Here is a 19,087-nt window from a genome sequence, read left to right on the forward strand (position 1 = left end):
CGCTGAGCAGGTGCGTGTCCTGGCACCAGGGGGTCTGCTCCTGGTGTCCTTCTTCGGGACCGAGGGGCCCGAGCCGGTCCGCTTCGACCACAAGGTGGCGCCCGCCTATGCCTGGCCGACGGAGCAGTTTGCCGAGTTGCTGGCCGGTGCCGGCCTCGTCATGGTGGCTCGGTTGCTCCACGACCCAGCTTCTGAACGGGGCTTCCTCGACACCCACTTGCTGGCCCGCCGCCCATAGAGCGTGACCCGTGGCCTGGGTCGGGGTGGAGTAGATCATCCGCGTCGGGAGACCTGCGCGTCGGGTTCGGTGAGCTTCTCCTCGGCGTGGGCCAGGCCGTCGCGGATCTCGGACTCGGACCCTTCCGACCAGCTTGCCGCGACCACAAGCATCGCCCTGCGCCATGCCTTCGCGGGACTCGCCCACGTTGCTGCCCTGCCGACGGACGCTGGTGGATTCCGCACGGCCCTCCCCCAGCACGACAATCGTGCTCGCGACGCCATCACCCAACGGCATCTACGAACCCGCGGCCGTTCACCCCGTACGGCCGACAGTCAGACGACAGCAGGCTCGACCGTCAGAGTTCCTGACACGGTGTCGATGGAGGCACGGGTCCCGAGCGGGATGGTCGGAGGGTGAAAGCCATGTCCGGCAGGGGAGCCCGCCGAGAACGGGAACACCCAGTCGTGGCAGACGGTAAGCGCAGAACCTCAACGATGCCCCATCCCCCAGAGTTGGGTCATCGGCATCCTGATCGAAGCCGAGGAACTACCCGAGCGCGACACCGTGGCCGAGGCAGGGCGAAGGCCGTCCGGTGTGTGCCGGACGGCCTTCGCGGAGGGGAACTTCCTCAGTTGTACGTGTCAGCAGAGGTCGGCCGTGGCCCGTGCGAGGGGGCTGACGGCGTGTTTCGACGCGGGAAGCGAGGTGCACGAGGACGGTCTGGACCGGAGGAGTTCGTCACGTGTCTCAGTCTTCCGCTCCGTGCTCGCCCGCGCTGTCAGTGAGGGTTCACTGGCGTCTGCGGTGCCGGTGTCCGTACCACCGACGCCGGGGCTGGGGCTGGGGCCCGAGCGGAGGCCGGGCCGGTCGGGAAGTCCCACACAGTTGGACTTGTCCGATTCCAACGATCCGTTGATCGCGGTGACGCAGAACTCGAAATTCCAGTAGCCGGGAAACAGGAAGGCGATCGTCCTGCTGGTGGTGTCGGTGACGTATTCGTCGGAGGTGAACGGGCCGCCGTCCAGGAGGTTGCGGACCCAGACACGGTAACCGGCTGCCTCCTGTGACCCCTGCCAGTTCAGGTCGACGGTCGTCGCGTCGACGCTGCGGACGGTCAGGTCCGTGGGCGCGGCCGGCGTTGCGCCACCCACGGTGACGGATCTGCCGACGGTGGGGACGCCGCCGCCCGCCTCGTTCCACGTGGACACGGCGACCAGGTAGTGGTGACCGGGTTTCAGGTCGTCGACGACCACGGACTCGTCGCGGACTCCGATGCTCTGGACCAACGCTCCTGGGGTGTCCTTGTCCCACACGATGACTTCGTAGCGGTCGATCGTCTCGGTGTAGGGGCCCTTCGCGGTGTGCCAGGACACGCGGATGCCGCCGGGAGTGGGGAGGGTGACGAATATCTCCGGTCCTGGAGCGGTTTTCGGATGGGCGACCGCGTCGACCGTGGGGGACCACGGGGTCTCGGTGTCGCCGTCGTCGACGCGGACCTGGTATTCCCACTGCTCGCCGTCGACCGTCCAGATCTCGTCGAAACGAGGAGCCGAGGCGGGTGTCAGCGTCCATGTGTCCGTGCCGACGCGCCGGTGGCGGACGTCGTAGCCACGCGCGCCGTAGACCTTGTCCCAGGTCACCTTGATCCCGCCCGGCGTGGTCTCGGCTCGGAGGCTCGAGATGGCGGAGGTGTGCCGTGCCGGGACGGTGGCGGGAATGTCGGGCACGAAGTATCCGATGCCGTACTGCTCGCTCAGTGTGCGCTCGTAGGCCTGCGCGATCTGGAACTCCCCTTCGGCGTTGGGGTGGAGTCCGTCATAGGCGGCCGGGCACGAGTCGGGCCGGCAGTCGTAGGAAGCCGCCCAGTCGACCAGCTTCACCGAAGAGGTGAGGGAGTCCCAGCCGGGGATGGCCGCCTTCAGCATGTCGTTGTACGAGGCGGTCTTGACGGGCAGATCCTCCCGGCCGCCGATGAGGGAGCGCTGGGGAACGTTGGCCAGGGCGAAGTCGATATCGGGCTTCGCTGCGCGTGCCTCGTCGACCAGCGTCTTCATGCTGTCCAGGGTGCCCTGGGCATCGCTGACGAACCACCCCAAGTCGTTGAACCCCAGCCCCACCAGGAGCATGTCCGGCTGGTACTCGGACACCATCGCGCGGATCAGTTTCTTGTCCTGGTCCGCCTGGCGTCCCCAGACAGCGAAGTGCCGGCTGTCGAAGCTCTCGGAGGCGTCGGTCGCGTAGCCGCCCCAGGTGTCGGGTTCCTCCGCGCCAGGCATCTGCGCGTCTTCCGGAAGCGGAGGAGGCTTGGGGGCGGAGGGAGTCGCCTGACTCCTGGTTCCTACGTAGGGGCCGACGAAATCGACGTCGATGTGCTGGTTCTTGAACCATTCCCACAGCCTGTAGCGCCAGGTCCAGTCGCCCTCGTAGCCCTGCGACATCGAATCGCCGACCACCATGACCTTGAGCGGTTTGTCGGTGCCGCCCACGCCGCGGGAGAGTTGCACCAGCTTCTCGACAAGCTTCGGCCACATCACTTCGAGCTGTTGGGACATGTAGGTGAGGGGATGGCCCAGGCTCCCCAACTTGGCCGCGAGGTTACGCAGGTTGCCCTGAAACGCCGTGACGAGACTGGTACCGCTGGAGGAGGCCCACTCCAGGAGCTGCCCGCCGAAAGCCCCTCCGACCGCGCTCCAGAACGCGACGGCCAACGCCTCCGCCCAGACCGCGCCGTCACCGAGCGACCTCTTGTCGAAGGCGGCGTTCATCAGCTCGCCGACGAGTGCGCCCAGCCATGCCCCCACGGCCCCGCACACCGGAGCGGCGGCGGGTGCCCCGACGTTGAAGGCGGCCAGACACATGGCTGTCGTCGCGATCACGACCCCGAGGGAGACACCGGCGGCGATCCACTTCTGCCACCAGTTAGCCGTGGCGCCGACGTCGTTCTGAGGGATCACCATGACAAGACTGTCGCCGACGGCATGTAACTCTCCGTCGAACCCCAGCGATACGTCCTGCGGCGGATAGATCCCCACGCTCTGGCTCTGAGCACGCCTGGCGAGCCAATCACCCAGGTGCGGCCACTTGTTGCCCTCGGTGACCTGCGCCTCGATCAGTTCATGTACCTGCTCACGGCGTTCAGGTACCTTGAAGTCGAGAGCCATGATCAAGTCGCCGTAGCTGTCCGCCAGTTCGCGCAGATCGCCCGCGTCCCTGGCGCAGCCCATGCGCACGTTCAGCGGGTCGCCTCCCTCGTCGACGGCGAAGGACGTGGCATGCGCGGCACACCCGTCGTCCTCCGCCGCGGCGTGTGGCCGCGCGACGGCGGGGTCGGCCACCGCCACCGTCACGGTCAGCGCCAGGGCGAGCGCGACGGTCACGACATGGCGAACCACTGAAGGTACGCCTCTGGGCCTCTTCCTTGCCTTTGATGCCGTTCTCCACACACACATGCAGTCGCACTCTCCTTGCGTTGCGAACAGACCCCGCAGAACGCGATCATCCGCGACCAGGATCTGCTCACACTGCCGACTGCACGGCATGTTTCGACGGCGTGGCGGGCCTCGATCAGGTATCAGTGGCGGGTTTCGAACTTCAGGTCACCTGCGGTCGCCTTGCGGATGTGGTCGCTGGCGAGCATGGCGTGCGGGTAACCGGGTTCGATCGTGCCGGCCTCGTCGAGGCGGGCCAACTGGGCGGCGGTGAAGTCGACTTCCATGGCGCCCAGGTTGTCCTTCGACTGCGCGGGGGTGCGAGCGCCGATGATCGGTGCCGTCACAGCCGGGTTCCGCAGAGTCCAGGCGAACCCGATCTGGGCGGGCGTACGACCCAACTCCGTGGCGACCTCCTTCACGGCATCGGCGATGGCGAGACAGCTTCAAGCCCCTCTGGCTCGACCAGAAGGGTCGGACGGCCCGGACCGGAATCCCTGGACTTCAGGCCAGGGGGCACGTCATGCCTTGTCGTGAGCGTCGAGGAACGTTTCGAGGCCGGCCAGGTCGTCGGTGTTCAGGAAGTCGACGCCCGCGGCGAGCAGTTCACGCCACAGCGCGTCGCGGGCCGGGCCCGGCTGGTCCGGCGTGGCCCAGAAGCGGACCTGTTGTCCGCGCGCGTGGGCGGCACGGACGATGCCGCGCAGCTTGTCGCGCTCGGTGGCGGGCATCGGGCCGTCGCCCTGCCAGGTGAAGTTGAGGGTCCAGTTGTCGCTGATCAGTGAGGTGAAGGTGGCCGGGGTCGCCGTGCCGAGGTCGGACAGCCGCCCGTCGTAGAAGGCGTGACGCACCTGCTGGGCCTCCATCGGGCCGCGGGCGGCACGGTCGCCCGAGATGACGGCCGTCAGGGCGGCGGGGCGCACCTTGCCGTGTGTGTACGTGGTGAACAGGTGCGGGTAGCACTGGAGGTGGCGGTCGAGTTCGAGGTAGGTCGACGAACCCTCCGTCTTGATGTCGATGAGGAGTTGGAGAGGTTCGCGCCAACCACGGTGGACGGAGCCGTGGTTGGCCTTGATGCGCTGCGCCAGTGGTTGGAGGTAGAGCGATTCGAGAGTGCGGGAGGGGTCGAGGTCGGCCGGGTCGTGGGCGACGAGCAACTGCCCGTCGACGAGGTAGATGTCGGCCTCGACGCTGCCGAAACGGTGGTCCAGCGCGTCGAAGAGGGGCCGGGCATGCTCGTAGTCGTTGTGCGCGTGGGCATGGCGCAGCGGGCGGGGGCCACGGCCGCGCTCACTCGCCTGTGCGTTCGCCGCGGGGGCGGTGACAGCGCCGACGAGGGTGGCGCCGAGGGTGGTGAGGGCTCTGCGGCGGGTGGTGTGGAGCATGCTCTGCCTCCCTGGAGGGCCGTATGTATGTCAGTGAGTATGGGGCCGATGCGCTCCAACGGGTGGGTGCGGAGCGTGAGTTGGCCTGATTGACTTCGCCGGTTCACTTCTGCGGACGGCGATGGTCTTCGTTACTCGTCCGCATCCGGGTTTGCGGGCTTCGATGAGAGGCCGGCGGCTGGGCGTGGGGATATGACTCTTCTCGCCTCGCGCGTGTCAGCGGACTTCAGGGCGCCGCCGAGCCGACGAAGCGGGTCGAGTCGCGTGACACCAGCGGATCATGGGCGATCACTACCCACAGCGAAACGAAGACGGCGACGCGTCGGCCTCCGAGTCGTGGAATTCCAGCCGGGTATTGCGCCGAGTGTCCGCACCTGCGCCATTCCGGCCCGTCCCGATCCGGGGCCTGGCCGCACGCAGCGGCACAGCCGGTGATCTCACAGTGGATCCTCATACTCCGTTCCCGAAACACCGCTCCACGGCAACTTGGAAACTGAACCTTGGAAACCGGGCCTTGGTGAAACCGGGTCTTGGTGAAACCGGTCTTGGAATCTGGATCATGGAATCTAAAGCGAGGAATTCGATATCCGGATTCAGGTGCGCTCACCAGCGGTGGTGACGGCCGAGAAGCCGGGCACGGCCGAGCCGGCCGGGATGATCAGCCCGTCGACCACCCGGTCGGCCTTCTCCTTGACCTGGGCACGGAGCTTGCGGATGACGCCGAAGGTGAGCAGCAGGTTCAGCAGGCAGAGCACGGCGATCAGGACGACGGCGGTGACCAGATAGGGCATGGTGACTACGGGGTCTCGTGTCATCGTGGGGGCGGGTTGGCCGCCGGGGGGATGGCGCGACGCACGGGCACGACGTTCAGGTGGACGTGGCCTGCACAAGGTGCGGTGTCTACGGGGAGGTCCGGCGAACCCGGCTCGGGGTGCGGGGAGCGTCGTCCTCGAAGAGCGTGCCGAGCTCGTCCGTGAAGATGACGAGCAGAGCGCCCGTCAACGCGCCGAACGCAGTGACGGCGATGCCCGCCGCCTCGGAGGGCGTCACCGTCCCCGAGGCCGCGGCGGCCAGACCGAACGCAGCGAGGGCGAGCAGCACGGAGTTGCGGACCACATGACGGCGGCCGATCGGCGCGGTCGAAGCTCCGAAGCAGGCGCAGGACGCCTTGGTCCCGCTCCGCAGCGTACGGACGATTCCCACCGTGTCGCCCAGCTTGCCGATCACACGGGTCATCGTGGACCTCCGTCGAAAGGGTGGAGGCCGGAACCATGGGTGACGGATGCCGTGAACACGACACCGATGAGGGGTCACACCGCTAACAGGACATACGCCACGTGCAGCCCACCTCCCGCGATGCCGAGGAGGACGGCTTCATGGGTGTCGGCGTGCGTGCCGCGGCCGAGCTCGTCGGCTCGTCGAAGTGGATCCGGAGGCCGAGCACGAGGTGCATCGTGCCCTCGGCCGGCACCGGCGGGGGCGGACCGCGCTGCTGGTCTCGCACCGGCTCGGTGCGCTGCGCGAGGCGGACGCCATCGCGGTGCTGGTCGACGGGCAGATCGGCGAACTCGGCTCCCACGCCGAGCTGATGGAGCTGGACGGGCACTATGCCCGGCTGTTCAGCCTGCAGGCATCGGGCTACACGGACGGTCTCGACGAACGGGCCGCGGGCGAGAGGACGGTCGTATGACGGGGGTCGCGCGGGCCGGGGCGGGAGTGGCCGTGGGTACGGGTGTGCTGCTGCTCTCCTACCGCGTGCTGCGGTCGCGCTTCTCGCTCGTCCGGGTCACGGGGTCCAGCATGGCTCCCACGTTCGCGGACGGCGACCGGTTGGTGGTGCGGCGCACCACGCGGGCGCGGGTGGGTGACGCGGTGGTCTTCCGGAACCCGTTCGTGTACGGCGCGGGGGACGATCGTCTGGACTGGCTGGTCAAGCGGGTCTCGGCGATGGCGGGCGACGCGGTGCCGCCCGAGGTGCGTGACACGGTCGAGGACGCGGTGGTTCCGCCCGGTGCGCTGGTCGTGCGCGGGGACGCCCTGCGCAGCCAGGACTCCCGGCACTTCGGGTATGTGGCGGAGGGGGATCTACTGGGGGTGGTGCTCAACCGCCTGGGCGGCGGCTGAGCGTGGTGTACGGGGTTTGCTGCCGAGAACTCCGGGTGAGGCCGCGGTGAAGTGGCCAACGCCGGGTCACGCAGGCCAGGATGGGACGACCCCTACCTCGGACCTCTGGCCTCGCTCACTGTGTGAACGGCTCCCCCGCCCAGCCTGATGCGGTGGCCGCCGATGTCCCGGCCAGGACACCGAACGGCAAGGGCCGCTGGGTACTTCAGGAACCTAACCGAGCGCCACCAGCAGCGCACGGCGTACCTCCGGGTCCGGGTCCGGATCCGGATCCGAAGAGGCTTCCCGGAACTCGGCCGCGAGGCGTCCGCCCTCGCGGGAGGGCGCACTCACTGCGGACAGACGTGGGCGCCGTGTCGGCCGAGGCCGTTGGTGTGTGGGGGGGGACCCATCTCGCCGGGCCAGTGGCCATGGTCCCTTGCCGGGCCGCCCTCCCCCCGGGTCACCACCGCAGCGCACCGGGACCGGCCCGAGGGCAGAATGGCGATCATGACGTCGTCCCCGACCTACCTGCCGGTCCTGGAGCGCGTCGCCGAGGAGATCGGGCACACGCCCGGCCGCGGGCGCTCGGCCGACTACATCCCGGCGCTCGCGGCCCGTGACGCCCGCGCCTTCGGCATGGCCGTCGCGGAGCTGGACGGCACGGTGTACGGGGTGGGCGACTGGCGGGAGCCGTTCTCCGCGCAGTCCATCACCAAGGTGTTCACCCTCGCCCTCGACCTGGCGCGCGAGGGCGACGAACTGTGGGAGCACGTGGGCCGCGAGCCCTCCGGCAACCCCTTCAACTCCCTGGTACAGCTCGAGTACGAGAACGGCATCCCGCGCAACCCGTTCATCAACGCCGGCGCCCTGGTGGTCACCGACCGGCTCCAGACCCGTACCGGCGACGCGGCGGGCGAGTTGCTGGGCTTCCTGCGCGCCGAGAGCGGCAACCCGGAGCTGGACTTCGACGAAGAGGTCGCCGCGTCCGAGACCGTGAACGGCGACCGCAACGCCGCCCTCGCCCATTTCATGGCGTCCTACGGCAACATCGACAACCCGGTGCCGGTCCTGCTGGAACAGTACTTCCGCCAGTGCTCGATCACCGCCTCCTGCGCCGACCTGGCGCTGGCCACCAGGTTCCTCGCCCGGCACGGCCTGAGGGCGGACGGCACCCGGCTGCTCGCCAGCCGCCAGGCCAAGCAGGTCAACGCGGTCATGCTCACCTGCGGGACGTACGACGCGGCCGGTGACTTCGCCTACCGGGTGGGGCTGCCCGGCAAGAGCGGTGTGGGCGGCGGCATCATCGCCGTCGTGCCGGGCCGGTGCGCGCTGTGCGTGTGGAGTCCGGGCCTGGACGAGCGGGGCAACTCCGTGGCCGGTGTGGCGGCTCTGGACCGCTTCACGACCCTCACCGACCTGTCGGTGTTCTGAAAGCCCCCTGGGTCACCGTCCGGGCCGCCGGTCGGTGACCCGACACCCGATCGCCCGCGTGGGCGCCCACGTCAGCGTGCCGTCGCGGTCACGGTGACCGCGGTGCCAGGGCGCGCCCTGGGGAGCAGTACGTCCGCCTCACCGGGGGCACTGTGGACGACCGTGGCGCGCGTGCCCTCCACCGTGATGCGCGCGCCCCGGGGGAACGCGGCAGGGGGGAGGGCGAGCGTCGTCCAGGCGCCGCGGGTCGCGGGGGTGGCGGTCAGGGTCAGGGTGTAGGTCCGGGTGGGCGGGTCGTATGTCTCGGCTCCCGGAGCGCCCGCGACGGCCCGGGCGTAGGGCGCGAAGGCGGGTTCCTTGCCGGGTGCGGGGCTGCCGTCGCGGTCACGGGCGCAGTAGCCGCCGCCGTCCGTGGCGTCGCAGTCGTACCACATGGCCCAGCCGGTGGCGAAGCCGTGCATCGACAGGAGTTGACGGCGTACGAGTTGGGCGTTGCCGGGCGTGGTGGCCTTGGGTGGCCCCCATTCGCCGACGATGACGGGCAGCCGGTGCGCGGCCGGGTAGGCGCCGATGGCGGCTTCGTACCGCTCGATGAACTGCCCGGACGGGTCCCAGTCCTGACCCGCCTCGACGGCCGTGTCGTAGGCGTGCGGGGCGTAGCCGATGCGGGCGGCGCCGGGGCGCGGGTCGGCGAAGCCGGGAAGGCTCGTGGGGACGCCTTGGCCGACGAGGACGGTGGGCTCCACGAACAGCCACGCGTCGCGGTCGACGGAGCGGACGGCCCGGATGAGGCGCCGGTACATGGCAGGCAGTCGGCCCTGTTCGAGCGCGGCGGAGGCGGCGGCCTGGTCGGCGGGGTCCGTCGGGTCTCCGGGGACGGGGCCGAAGGGCTCGTTGAACAGGTCGTAGCCGAGCAGCGAGCGGTGTCCGCGCAGGGTGGTGGCGACCTTCGCGTAGGCGGCGGCCTGGGCAGTGCGCAGGTCGGGGTCGTCGTACAGATGCGCGAAGGCGGCCTGGACGGCGGGCTGGAAGTAGTCGGAGAACCAGTCGTCCGGGTCGGGCTCGAAAGGCAGCCCGTCGGTGCGGGTGGCCCATGCGGGGATGCCGTCGTGGCCGAACGCGGGGCCGAAGACGTCCTGGTGCCAGTCGACGAGGACCAGGACGTGGTACCGGTCGGCCCAGTCGAGCACCTGGTCGAGGTAGCGGAGGTAGGCGGTGTCGTACCGGCCTCGGCGGGGTTCCACCTTCTCCCACTGGATGTCGAGCCGCATCAGGTCGAATCCGTCGCGCGCGAGCCGGGCGACGCGGTCGCGGGTGACGGTGTCGTCCTTGCCGAGGTTGAAGCCGTGCAGCCGCAACGCCCGGCCCTGGCTGTCGGCGAGGTGGACCACGCCGTCGGGCGTGGTGACGGTGCCGGTGGGCCGGGTCATGGCTCCCGCTCCCCGTGGCACCTCCGTGCGGGCGGGCGCGCCGAGGGCCTGGGCCGGAGCCACTGCGGGCAGTGCGCACAGGAGGGCTGTGCCGAAGGCGAGCGTGGTGGCGGAGCGACGCAGACGCATGGTGCCTCCGGTGCGGTCGGCAGGGGGCGGAGTTGCCCGGCGAGTGCCGATCCTGGCCAAAGGCGTACGCGACGGCAAGACCTCGCGACGTCAATTCCTGACACTTGCTCAACTCTTCGTTCAGCGACGAACGGCGCGTGTCCGCGGACGCCTACCCCAGCGGCCCGAGCGGCCCAAGCGCCCAGCAGCTCGCCGTCGGCGGCCCGTTCAACACCCTGGACCCGCCGCTGACCGGTCACGCTGATCCGTACGCGATTACGCGGTCAGTAGTTCGTCAATTCGTTCAGCAGTTCGTTAGTTCGTTCAGCAGGCCGCGGACGCGGTTCTCGATCTCGTCGCGGATCGGGCGGACCGCGACGACGCCCTGCCCGGCAGGGTCGTCCAGCTTCCAGTCCACGTACTGCTTGCCGGGGAAGACCGGGCAGGCGTCCCCGCAGCCCATGGTGATCACGACGTCGGACGCCTGCACGGCCTCGCTGGTCAGCACCTTGGGTGTCTCGGCGGAGATGTCGATCCCGGCCTCGGCCATCGCCTCGACCACGGCCGGGTTCACCGTGTCAGCCGGGGCGGAGCCTGCCGAGCGGACCTCGACCTTGCCTTGGCCGAGGTGGGTGAGGAAGGCAGCGGCCATCTGCGAGCGTCCGGCGTTGTGGACGCACACGAACAGCACCGACGGCTTCGGGGCGGTGTCAGACATGGGTGGGTCCTTCCTCGGCTGCAGCGGCAGGGGCTGACGGGGGCTCAGTACGGGGAAAGCAGCGGCGGGCGGCGAGCGCGACATAGACCAGGCCGATCAGTACGGGCACCTCGATGAGGGGGCCGATGACGCCGGCGAGGGCCTGTCCTGAGGTCGCGCCGAACGTCGCGATGGCCACCGCGATGGCGAGTTCGAAGTTGTTGCCCGCGGCGGTGAACGCCAGCGTGGTCGCCTTGGGGTGGTCCAGGCCCACGGCCCTGCCCAGGGCCATGGAGCCGGCCCACATCACGGCGAAGTACACCAGCAGCGGCAGCGCGATCCGCGCCACGTCCCACGGCTGTGAGGTGATCGCATCGCCTTGCAGGGCGAACAGCACGACGATCGTGAACAGCAGCCCGTACAGGGCGAACGGGCCGATGCGGGGGACCAGTCTCGTCTCGTACCAGTGGCGGCCCTTGGTCTTCTCGCCCAGCTTGCGGGTCAGGAACCCGGCGACGAGCGGAATGCCGAGGAAGATCAGCACGCTGCGGGCGATCTCCCACACCGAGATGTCCAGCGTCGTTCGCTCCAGGCCGAGCCAGCCGGGCAGGACGGACAGATAGAACCAGCCCAGGGCGGAGAACGCGACCACCTGGAACACGGAGTTCAGGGCGACGAGGACGGCGGCGGCTTCGCGGTCGCCGCAGGCCAGGTCGTTCCAGATGATGACCATGGCGATGCAGCGGGCGAGCCCGACGATGATCAGCCCGGTCCGGTATTCCGGCAGGTCCGGGAGGAAGAGCCAGGCCAGAGCGAACATGACGGCCGGGCCGAGGACCAGTTGATGACCAGGGACGGGATCAGCAGGCACTTGTCGCGGGTGACGGTGTCAAGGCGGTCATAACGGACCTTCGCCAGGACCGGATACATCATCACGAGCGGGCCCAGCGCGATCGGCAGCGAGACCCCGGTGACGGTCACCTTCGCGAGTGCGTCACCCAGACCGGGGACCAGGCGGCCCAGACCGAGCCCGGCCGCCATCGCCAGCACGATCCACACGGCCAGGAACCAGTCCACGACGGACAGCCGCCCGGCTACCGACGCCGACGGAGCGGCCGTCGTCTCCCGGCTCACGAGACAGCCCCGGCCGACTCGCCGCGAGGCTGACGGGACTGATGGGGCTGGGCCTGACGGGGCTGACAGGGCTCATCCTTCGGGCTGCCGGGGCGGGTCAGGATCGCGGCCAGGCGGTCCGTCTTCTCGGGCAGCAGCCGGTAATACACCCATGTCCCCCGCCGCTCGGAGGCGATCAGCCCGGCCTGTTTCAGCAGCTTGAGGTGATGCGAGATCGTCGGCTGCGACAGCTCGAACGCCGGGGTCAGATCACAGACGCAGATCTCGCCGCCCTGCTGTGAGGCGAAATCGACAGCAGCCGCAGCCGCACCCGGTCGCCCAGGGCCTTGAACACCGGCGCCAGCTCCGCGGCCTGATCCTCGTCCAGCGGAGCACTCAGCAGCGTCGGGCAGCACCCCTCGGTCTCGTTGCCCTGGTCGAGGTCGTCCTGGACGAGCACCACAAGCTCTTGTTTCGACATACTTCTATGTTGACGGGCTTCGATTTAAGGCGCAAGCTTGCATCGAGGAACGTCAATACAACCCGATCTGGGCCACATCAGTCCCGTCATTCGAGGAGTCACGTCATGAGCGAGCAGAACACCGACCTGCGCGAGACCGTCCGCCGCCGCTATGCCGCGGCTGCCGTTCAGGTCACCGAGGGCGGCACCGGGTGCTGCGGCCCGCAGGCCATCGAGGTCGACGACAACTTCGGCTCCACCCTCTACCCCGCCGACGAGCGGGACGTCCTGCCCGCCGAGGCCGTCGCCGCCTCGCTCGGCTGCGGCAACCCCACCGCCGTCGCCGACCTCCATGAAGGCGAGCGCGTTCTCGACCTCGGCTCCGGCGGCGGCATCGACGTTCTGCTGTCCGCCCGCCGTGTCGGGCCCACCGGCAAGGCGTACGGACTGGACATGACCGAGGAGATGCTCGCCCTCGCCCTGACCAACGCCAAGAAGGCAGGCGCCACCAATGTCGAGTTCCTCAAGGGAACCATCGAGGCCGTCCCGCTGCCTGCGAACACCATCGACGTCGTCATCTCCAACTGCGTGATCAACCTGTCCACCGACAAGCCCGCCGTCTTCGCCGAGATGTTCCGCGTCCTGACCCCGGGCGGCCGGATCGGCATCTCCGACGTCGTAGCCGACGACGCCCTCTCCCCCGCCCAGCGAGCCGAACGCGGCGACTACGTCGGCTGCATCGCCGGCGCCCTCTCCTTCACCGAATACCGGACGGGCCTCGAAGCCGCCGGGTTCACCGACATTGAGATCACCCCCACCCACACGGTCGCCGACGACATGCACTCCGCGATCATCCGCGCCACCAAGGCCATCACCGAGGAAACGGCCCCGGCTGCTGCGGCGGCACCGGGCTCCTGCTGCTGAACGGAGCGGACAGCGTCCCCTGCTGGAGAGCCCGCGCGATGCTCGCCATCGCCGTCACCTTTGGGCGTACGGACCTGACCGGGACTGCTGGTCGGGCGCACCGATTCTCCCGGCACCCGCTCCGACCCCGATTGGGCACGCGCTTGATTGACGGCCGGAGAAACGGGCCATACGGTCCCTGCGTAGTGATCTCGCCGGAACCCGGACGTACGGACAACTCGACATGGAGAAGAAGCTCATGCTGCTCGGCTTGGGCAAGCGGCTCCAGGCCGGATTCGGCGACGTACGTCCGGATGCCGCCGCCCCCTCACACGAATCGGACCCCGTCCCGGCATGACCAGCAGCCCTACGGAGAGCAGGGTGATCGAGGAGATCACCGCGCTCGGCCCGTTCTTCGCCATACAGACCCACCCGCCCGGCACGCACCCGTCCGAGCCCTGGCAGTCACTGTCCCGCCCGCTGCTCGAAGCCCGGGTGAGCGACGTACGGGACCGGCTGGCCGCGGGCGGCGGGCAGCCGCCAGCAGCGGTCGAGACGCGGGTCGCGGCGTCTGTCGCGCACTTGGGGCTGGCCGCACGGCTGGTCTCCCCGGCGCTGGCTGCCGCCGTACTGCACGGCCTGGTCCTCGCGCCCGGCCTCGCGGATCTGCGGTGGCAACCCACGCTCGGCGGCCCGACGCCCCTGTCACTGCCTGACGACGCCTTCACCGGCGGCGAGGAGGGCTCGCTCTCGCAGCTCGCCGACGAACTGAGCAGCCGCCTGCTGGACGGCACGCTGCGCCAACTCGCCGATGCCATGGCGCAGTTCTCGGTCTCCCGGCACATTCTGTGGGGCAACACCGCCTCGGCCGTCAACGGAGCGGTGACCATGATCACGGCGTCCCGCCCGGAGGTCACCGCGCGAACCCGCACCCTCACCGCGCTCCTCCTGGAGAGGCCCCCGCTGCGTGGTGCGAGCGCCAGGACACCCGGCGGAACGTACCGGCGCCGTAGCTGCTGCCTGATCTACCGCGCCGCACCGGGTCGCAAGGGAGCCCTGTGCGGAGATTGCGCCCTGTCCCGCTGACCAGGCCGCTCGAGCCACGGTCGTCGGCCGAACCGGGTCGGTCGCTCAGTGCGGCCATCACGGCCGTGAACCTCGTACGGGCCGATCACGGTGCGGCCGTCGCCAACGCCGCCGCTTGCGCCGAGAGCACCGGCGCCGCCCGCCGCGGCTCCGGCCGAGGCCTACGACTCTGCCACCGGTACGGAGCAGCCGCCCGGTCGACGACCTGACCGTCCCGCGCTCGGGCAGCTCCTGCGGGTGCTGAACACACTGCCTCGCGTCAGCCTTGTCGGCGGAGGTCCAGCATGGAGAAGACCTTGTCGTAGCGATGTTCGCCGACGGCGACGAAGTCGGGCAGACGGCCGTATTCGCTGAAGCCCAGCGACCGATAGAGGTGCAGGGCATGGGTGTTGTCGCCACGGACGTCCAGGGTGAGGACCTCGATCCCCGCCTCCCGAGCGTCAGCGATCAAGGCAGTGGTCAACGCCCGACCGACACCACGACCATGGGCGGCAGCGTCTACCGCGATCTTCTCCAGATCAGCGTGTGGCCGATGGGTCGGTCGGGCGTAGCGGAGCCAGTACCCGAACCCGACAAGCCGACGGTCGAGGTAAGCGGCGCGCAGGGCCGCATCCCCGGCCCGCACCGCAGAGACGACGTGGCCAAGAAGGTCCACCACCTCGTCCCGCGAGGGCGGTTCGACCCATCCCAGCGCGGCACCTCCACTGACCAGGTCCGCCAGGATCCGGTGGGCCGACTCCGCGAACCGGGCCTCCAGTTCAGGATCGGAAGTCAGCTCCATGGCATCAAGGATGGCGGGCTCAGTGGTCACTCCGCTGATCATGGCGGACAGCATAGCCAGCAGCGGATCCATCCCCGTCAGGGACTTCCGGTCTCAGGCTCTGCGGCGCGTCAGTGGGCTCAGGAGTCGAGCACGGCGGCCACGGCCTCGATCTCGACGAGTTGGTCCTTGTAACCGAGCACCGTGACGCCCATCAAGGTGCTGGGGACGTCATGATCAGCGAACGAGTCCCGGACCACCTTCCAGGCAGCCCCCAGATCCTCCTGCCGGGCCGACGCGACAAGAACCCTCGTACTGATGACGTCCTGGAGAGACGCGCCGGAGGCGGCGAGAGCAACTTGCATGTTCTCGACGGCTTTCAAGGCCTGACCGGCGTAGTCCCCGATCGCCGCCGTCGAGCCGTCGTCGTTGAGCGGACACGCCCCGGCAAGGAAGATCAGGCGGGAGTCGGCGGGCGCCGTGGCCGCGTAGGCGTACTCGGCGACGTCGGACAGGGAGTCGGAGCGGATCAGAGTGATGGCACGAGCCACGGTCGTTGGGTCCATTCCTGTCGATTGCGGAGCGCGAACATTCTGCCCACACCCCCTTCGCTTCCGCCTTCCCTTTTTCTCACCGCCCCTCGGCAACGCCGTCAGGCCGCGGCTTCGACAACTTGCGCTGAACTGACCGGTGTTCGTTCTCGGTTCTGGCAGGCCTTCCGACAGCGAGGTCGTGTCAGGGGAAGATCACGACACGTCCTGGTGCCCGGTTCGCCACCGCGAGATAGGCTTCCCTGCCGTTCTCCAGGCTGTAGCGGTGCGCCACGGGCAGGGGTTGGAACTGTCCGGATTCGAAGTAGGGCGCGAGTCGGTCGAGGTAGGCGTTGCTTTGGGTGACGTCCAGTTGACGGCTGTCACAGCCCAGGATCCGGGTCTCGTTGTGGTACAGGTCGACGAGGTCGATCTCCACGGTCCGGTCCCCTACGGCGCTGATCACGACGAGCCGTCCGCCGTGCGCGAGCGAGGCGAGGGCTGCCGGAGTCGTCACTCCGCCCACCGCGTCGTACACGACGTCCGCGCCCTTGCCCCCCGGTCACCTCCATGATCTGTTCTCCGATGTGCTGTGCGTCGTTGTCGAGCGGGACGAAAGCGTCCATGGCGGATGCGGCGGGGGTGTTGTCGGCCGGTGGTGTCCGGGCGAGCCCGATCACGTGGGCTCCCAGGGAGCGGGCGATCTGGGCAACGGCGCCGCCCACGCCGCCCGTTACGCCGATCACTGAGATGTTCTCCCTTCGGTCAGACGCGCTGTCTCGACCGTGCCCAGCCACGCGGTGACGAAGTTGACTCCTGTGGCGGCGGCTTCTTCGAAGCTCAGCCGGGTGGGTTTACGGGCGAGCGCGGTGGCGGGGATGGCGAGCAGTTCGGCGTGTGAGCCGTCACGGGTGAAGCCGAGGTCACCCCCGGTTCCCCACACCTCGGCGCCGGTCCAGTCAGGGGGGCCATCGATGACGACACCGGAGAAGTCCCGTCCCGGGGTTCGGGGAAGGAGGGTTCCTTCCATGCGTCCCGCCACGTTCTTCACGTCCGAGGCATTGACAGAGGCGGCTTTGACCGCGATGACGGCGTTGCCGTGCTGGGCCGTCGGGTCCGGGCATTCGGTGAGAGACAGAACATGGGGGTCACCGAAACGGTCGAAGCGCAGAGCACGCATGACGGTGGGTCCCTTCCGTGCGGTCCATTGCGATGGGGATGGTTTCGTGGACGCGGTGGTGGCCGGTTCAGGGCAGCGTGTCTTCTTGCGGTGGTGCAGGCAGTGGCGCACCGCTCTCCTGGGTGCCGCACGGCCGGTAGGTCAGGGCGGCTCGATGCTTGCCCACCCTGTCGAGGACGAAGGCGGCGACGAGTGCCCCCACCATGGGTGCGAGCAGGTACACCCACAGGAACGACAGCTTCCCCGAGGCCATGGCCGGTCCGAATTGGCGCGCCGGGTTGACCGATCCTCCTGTGGTGGTGCCCAGTACGACGATGGCTCCGCCGATCAGCACTCCGACCAGCCAGGGGACGAGGGGGGCCAGACGCGAAGACTGAAGGAAGTACCCGACGAGGTAGACGATGAGACCCATGCTGGCCGCTTCCGCGAAGAACAACTCGATGGCGGTCCAGCCCGCGCCGGGCTGCAGTACGGCGTAGGAGGTGGGTGGTTGGCGGGCCGGTGGTCCCCAGACGGCGCCGGCCAGGAGTACGCCGAGTGTGGATCCGATGAGCTGCGCCACGATGTAGGGGACGACGGCGACTCCGGGGAAGACCCCGAAACGCCATGTGGCGAAGGAGATCGCCGGATTCATGTGTCCCCCGGTCATCCGGCCCGGTGGGCTGAGGATGAGCGCGGCGATGAGCAGCCCGACCGCTACGCCGACGATCAGCAGTTGCAGGTGGATCCGAGGGACCCGGTCGGAGATGGAGGACGGGCCCATCACCCACCGCACGATCGGTGAATCGGCGGCGCCGCTGGGGCTGTTGGCCGCGGACGAGGCTCTGGTGCCGCCGGTTCAGCCGCTGTCTCGGTGAACGGGGAGGTAGTGGGAGACGGTGAAGCGGTGCTCGGGGTCCACCAGCGACCTTGCCTTCTCCTCGGCCGCACGGTCGTATCCGGTGAGCCGGCCGCCGTGCTGCCGCTCGTGTTCTTCCCATGAGGCCACCGTGAAGAGCTCCAGGTATCTGTCCGGCTGTGAGCCGTCTTGGTACAGATCCCAGTGCAGGGCGCCGGTGCGCAGGCGGGAGCGGCCCACGGCTCCCATCGCGTCGGTGAACGCGTCGGCGCGGTCGGCCGGGACGCGGTACTCGACCGTGACGAGGACCGGTCCGGTGGATGCCGACGGGTCCAGGACCATGGCGGGAGTCGGCCAGTGCATCGAGGGCGACCGGTCCAGGGAGGTGTCCGGCACGGAGATGAACAGTCCGACCAGGGAACCGATCACCAGCACCACGGCCGCCACCAGCAGAGCGTCTCGTACGCCGATCGCGTCGGCGGCCCTGCCCCACACCGCGGCGCCGATCGCCAGGCCGCCCTGGCAGACGGTCAGGTAGACGGCCAGTGCTCGGGCCCGTACCCACTCGGGGGCCGTCACCTGCATCTGGGCATTGAGGATCGACAGGACGCCGACCCAGGCGAGGCCGGAGAACACCAGGGCCACGCCGATGATCCAGGGGACGCGCACCACGGCGAGCACGAACAGCGTCAGCGCGAGCCCGCGGGGATCATGCGTTCGGCGGCCATGGTGTCGGCTCTCGCCGAGCGGTGCCAGGTGGCCAGTGCGGCCAACGTGACAAGGAAGGACGCGGCGTTGACGGCGAAGACGGCGGCCGTACCGGCCAGGGCCACGACCAGGCCGCCGAGGGCGGGGCCGATGGCACGGGCCATGTTCATGTTCACCCCGCCCAGGGCGGCGGCGGCCGGGATCAGGTCCCGTCTGGCCACGAGTTCGGGCTGGATGGCCTGCCATGCCGGGTTCATCAGTGCCGTGCCGCAGCCCAGGAAGAAGGTCAGGACCAGGACGCCGTAGGAGTTCATCTGCCCGAGTGCGGTCAGGGCGGCGCGCAGTGCGGCGGCCGTGAGCATGACCAACTGGGCGGTGAACAGGAGTTTGCGGCGGTCGACGATGTCGGCCAGGGCCCCGGCGGGAATGCCGAGCAGCAGGACCGGCAGGCTGGCTGCCGTCTGCACCAGGGCGATCAGGCCCGGCGACCCCCGCTGTTCGGTGATCAGCCATTGGGCGCCGACCGTCTGCATCCAGCTCCCGATATTGGACACGAACTGGGCCAGCCACAGCGTCCGGAACACCGGTACGGACAGCGGCGCCCAGTACGAGGCGGGGCGGGAAGGCGGGGCGGGCGGCTGGGCCGGGGCCGCCGTACCGCCGTTCGCGGGTGGAGTCATCCCAGGTGTCCTGGGGTGGGAGGA

General features: G+C 69.3%; 18 protein-coding genes and 4 pseudogenes. 6 read left to right on the plus strand and 16 right to left on the minus strand.

The genetic code is table 11. From position 1 onward, the window contains the following. Positions 1-238, plus strand: a pseudogene (locus NGF19_RS26930) (SAM-dependent methyltransferase); the annotation flags it as partial. Between the two features lie 623 nt (positions 239-861). On the opposite strand, the gene NGF19_RS26935 reads toward NGF19_RS26930, so the two are convergent. The 5 genes from NGF19_RS26935 to NGF19_RS26955 form a co-directional block, all read right to left on the minus strand. After that, the gene (locus NGF19_RS26935) at positions 862-3,612 is read right to left on the minus strand and encodes a fibronectin type III domain-containing protein (protein WP_252428166.1); all 2,751 of its coding nucleotides are present in this window, start codon (positions 3,610-3,612) and stop codon (positions 862-864) included. 179 nt (positions 3,613-3,791) lie between these two features. Further along, positions 3,792-4,082 carry an aldo/keto reductase gene (locus NGF19_RS26940; RefSeq protein WP_372505916.1) on the minus strand — a complete coding sequence of 97 codons (291 nt, stop codon included), beginning with the start codon at positions 4,080-4,082 and terminating at the stop codon, positions 3,792-3,794. Between the two features lie 87 nt (positions 4,083-4,169). Then, a complete protein-coding gene (locus NGF19_RS26945; protein ID WP_252428168.1) occupies positions 4,170-5,033 on the minus strand; it encodes a phosphatidylinositol-specific phospholipase C/glycerophosphodiester phosphodiesterase family protein in 864 nt (287 codons plus the stop codon). A gap of 593 nt (positions 5,034-5,626) precedes the next feature. Then, complete coding sequence (locus tag NGF19_RS26950) at positions 5,627-5,824, minus strand: hypothetical protein (protein ID WP_252428169.1); 198 nt, start codon at positions 5,822-5,824, stop codon at positions 5,627-5,629. A gap of 109 nt (positions 5,825-5,933) precedes the next feature. After that, positions 5,934-6,269 (minus strand): MauE/DoxX family redox-associated membrane protein, encoded by a 336-nt coding sequence (locus tag NGF19_RS26955; protein WP_252428170.1) that lies wholly within the window; start codon positions 6,267-6,269, stop codon positions 5,934-5,936. A gap of 187 nt (positions 6,270-6,456) precedes the next feature. Here NGF19_RS26955 and NGF19_RS26960 point away from each other — a divergent pair, with 187 nt between their 5' ends. The 3 genes from NGF19_RS26960 to NGF19_RS26970 all read left to right on the plus strand — a co-directional run bounded on the left by NGF19_RS26960 (position 6,457) and on the right by NGF19_RS26970 (position 8,570). Further along, positions 6,457-6,723, plus strand: a complete 267-nt coding sequence (locus NGF19_RS26960) for a hypothetical protein (RefSeq protein ID WP_308288561.1) — start codon at positions 6,457-6,459, stop codon at positions 6,721-6,723. Further along, the gene (locus NGF19_RS26965; protein WP_252428171.1) at positions 6,720-7,157 is read left to right on the plus strand and encodes a S26 family signal peptidase; all 438 of its coding nucleotides are present in this window, start codon (positions 6,720-6,722) and stop codon (positions 7,155-7,157) included. The genes NGF19_RS26960 and NGF19_RS26965 overlap by 4 nt, the downstream gene beginning before the upstream one ends. A gap of 480 nt (positions 7,158-7,637) precedes the next feature. Next, a complete protein-coding gene (locus NGF19_RS26970; RefSeq protein ID WP_252428172.1) occupies positions 7,638-8,570 on the plus strand; it encodes a glutaminase in 933 nt (310 codons plus the stop codon). Positions 8,571-8,641: 71 nt separating this feature from the next. Here the strand turns inward: NGF19_RS26970 and NGF19_RS26975 are convergent, their stop codons facing one another. The 4 genes and pseudogenes from NGF19_RS26975 to NGF19_RS26990 form a co-directional block, all read right to left on the minus strand. Further along, the gene (locus NGF19_RS26975; protein ID WP_252428173.1) at positions 8,642-10,129 is read right to left on the minus strand and encodes a cellulase family glycosylhydrolase; all 1,488 of its coding nucleotides are present in this window, start codon (positions 10,127-10,129) and stop codon (positions 8,642-8,644) included. Positions 10,130-10,412: 283 nt separating this feature from the next. After that, entirely contained in the window at positions 10,413-10,826 is a 414-nt protein-coding gene (locus NGF19_RS26980) for an arsenate reductase ArsC (protein ID WP_252428174.1), read from the minus strand. After that, a pseudogene (gene arsB / locus NGF19_RS26985) lies at positions 10,819-11,939 on the minus strand (ACR3 family arsenite efflux transporter). Before arsB ends, NGF19_RS26980 begins: the two are co-directional and overlap by 8 nt. Further along, positions 11,936-12,399 (minus strand): annotated as a pseudogene (locus tag NGF19_RS26990) (ArsR/SmtB family transcription factor). The pseudogenes arsB and NGF19_RS26990 overlap by 4 nt, the downstream one beginning before the upstream one ends. 105 nt (positions 12,400-12,504) lie before the next feature. Here NGF19_RS26990 and arsM point away from each other — a divergent pair. Then, positions 12,505-13,302 (plus strand): arsenite methyltransferase, encoded by a 798-nt coding sequence (arsM, locus tag NGF19_RS26995; protein ID WP_252428175.1) that lies wholly within the window; start codon positions 12,505-12,507, stop codon positions 13,300-13,302. 333 nt (positions 13,303-13,635) lie between these two features. Next, entirely contained in the window at positions 13,636-14,367 is a 732-nt protein-coding gene (locus tag NGF19_RS27000) for a (2Fe-2S)-binding protein (RefSeq protein WP_252428176.1), read from the plus strand. A gap of 259 nt (positions 14,368-14,626) precedes the next feature. Here the strand turns inward: NGF19_RS27000 and NGF19_RS27005 are convergent, their stop codons facing one another. From NGF19_RS27005 to NGF19_RS27035, 7 genes and pseudogenes are all read right to left on the minus strand, one after another. Beyond that, entirely contained in the window at positions 14,627-15,190 is a 564-nt protein-coding gene (locus NGF19_RS27005) for a GNAT family N-acetyltransferase (protein WP_252428177.1), read from the minus strand. A 77-nt stretch (positions 15,191-15,267) separates the two neighbouring features. After that, a complete protein-coding gene (locus NGF19_RS27010) occupies positions 15,268-15,678 on the minus strand; it encodes a RidA family protein (protein WP_252428178.1) in 411 nt (136 codons plus the stop codon). Positions 15,679-15,862: 184 nt separating this feature from the next. Continuing rightward, positions 15,863-16,204 (minus strand): annotated as a pseudogene (locus NGF19_RS27015) (zinc-binding dehydrogenase); the annotation flags it as partial. 195 nt (positions 16,205-16,399) lie between these two features. After that, a complete protein-coding gene (locus NGF19_RS27020; RefSeq protein WP_252428180.1) occupies positions 16,400-16,837 on the minus strand; it encodes a quinone oxidoreductase family protein in 438 nt (145 codons plus the stop codon). Positions 16,838-16,904: 67 nt separating this feature from the next. Beyond that, positions 16,905-17,600: an MIP/aquaporin family protein gene (locus NGF19_RS27025; protein WP_252428211.1), complete on the minus strand. Its 696-nt coding sequence runs from the start codon at positions 17,598-17,600 to the stop codon at positions 16,905-16,907. Between the two features lie 75 nt (positions 17,601-17,675). After that, positions 17,676-18,356 carry an MFS transporter gene (locus tag NGF19_RS27030; protein ID WP_252428181.1) on the minus strand — a complete coding sequence of 227 codons (681 nt, stop codon included), beginning with the start codon at positions 18,354-18,356 and terminating at the stop codon, positions 17,676-17,678. An 8-nt stretch (positions 18,357-18,364) separates the two neighbouring features. Then, entirely contained in the window at positions 18,365-19,063 is a 699-nt protein-coding gene (locus NGF19_RS27035; RefSeq protein WP_252428182.1) for an MFS transporter, read from the minus strand. Positions 19,064-19,087: the final 24 nt, after the last annotated feature.

The sequence above is a fragment of the Streptomyces macrolidinus genome, assembly GCF_023887685.1.
Lineage (GTDB): Bacteria > Actinomycetota > Actinomycetes > Streptomycetales > Streptomycetaceae > Streptomyces > Streptomyces macrolidinus.